Raw genomic sequence first — 1,554 nt, 5'->3', positions numbered from 1 at the left:
TGTAGGTTCATCAGCAATAATTACATCAGGATCATTAACCAATGCACGTGCAATAGCTACACGCTGTTTTTGCCCGCCAGAAATTTGATCTGGCTTTTTATACATGTGTTTTTCTAATCCAACTTTGCGTAATAATTCTTTAGCACGTTTTTTTCTAAAATCTTCACTTACATTTGATAATGTCATCGCCATTGAAACATTATCTATTAGATTTAAATGTGAGATCAAATTAAAGTTCTGAAAAATAAATCCTATACTCTTTTTATGATAGTCAACTAATTCTTGAGTTGAAAAATTACGTAAATTCTTTCCTTCATAAATAATTNNTTATATGTCTTAGTAACATTTTTTAATTCCATTACTGGCATTTTTTTCAATCCCTTCAGATTTATTATGACAACTTGTCATATGACACATTGTCATAATATCATTTTAAAATTATAATTGCAATAAAAATAGACCTCTATATAGAGATCTATTTTCACAATTAATCTATAACTCTTTTTATATCATCTACAATTTGTTCAGGATTTAAATGATATCGATCATACAATTCTTCAACTGGAATCATATCAGTTAATTCCTTTTGAGCACCAAAGTTTAAAACTTTCATTTCAGAATCAGCATAGAAGTGATCTACCTTTTCTCCAAAGCCACCAACCATGCTTGCATCTTCAAGTGTTACAACTAATTCATGATCCTTCTTTAAATTATTTAAAGTTTCAACATCTAGTGTTGTAGCAGAAATTGGATTAATCAATGTAGCATTGATATTCAAAACTTCTTTCAACTTTCTTTGAACATCTTCACCTAATTTATAGAATGCACCCAATCCTAAAATTGCTACTTTCTCTCCCTGGTTTGCTATACGATAATTTATCTCTGTATAATCATCGTCTGCTTCTCCATGTCGTACTTCAGTAATTGGTTCACGAATAACAACCGGTTTATCAGTTTGTATTAATGCCCAACGTAACATTGAAATCAATTCTTCTGCATTTGTTGGAGCTAAATATTCCAAATTAGGAATGCTAGAAATCATACCTATATCAAAAATTCCTTGATGTGTATTAGAGTTTTCAGTAATGTGCCCACCTTTTACTAGCATAACAACTGGATAACCATTTAATGCCATATCATGTTCTAATTGATCGTACGCTCTTTGAAGGAATGTGCTATTATGGAAGACTACTGGTCTTGCACCATTAGCAGCTAATCCTGTTGCATATGTGATAGAATATTGTTCAGCAATATCAACGTCATCATAATTATTAGGGTATTTTTCCTTGAACGATACTAAATCAAATGCACCTGGTATTGCAGCATTAATAGCCATAATTGGTTTACCATCATCAATTTGTCTACCTAACTCATCAAGAATTAATTTATTATATGATTCCCCTGTTGCTACATTTTTAGTTGAACCATCTTCAACATTAAATGGTACATGCCAATGGAATTCACGTTTTCTTTCTATCGCTGGTTGATATCCTTCACCTTTCAAAGTGTTGATATGAACAACAATAGGATGGTCAATATCTTTTACTTCTTCTA

General features: G+C 31.2%; 2 protein-coding genes. Both read right to left on the bottom strand.

The features are described from left to right. A partial coding sequence (locus A6P36_RS08230; RefSeq protein WP_242861675.1) for an ATP-binding cassette domain-containing protein occupies window positions 1-321 on the bottom strand: 321 nt, incomplete at its 3' end. A 166-nt stretch (window positions 322-487) separates the two neighbouring features. Next, window positions 488-1,554, bottom strand: a 1,067-nt coding sequence (locus tag A6P36_RS05745; protein WP_156507992.1) for a 1-deoxy-D-xylulose-5-phosphate synthase, incomplete at its 5' end; no start/stop codon positions are given.

This window comes from Candidatus Arthromitus sp. SFB-turkey (assembly GCF_001655775.1).
GTDB classification, from domain to species: Bacteria; Bacillota; Clostridia; order Clostridiales; family Clostridiaceae; genus Dwaynesavagella; species Dwaynesavagella gallinarum.
The sequence above is the reverse complement of the archived record's forward strand: the minus strand, read 5'-3'. Positions and strand labels throughout refer to the sequence as shown.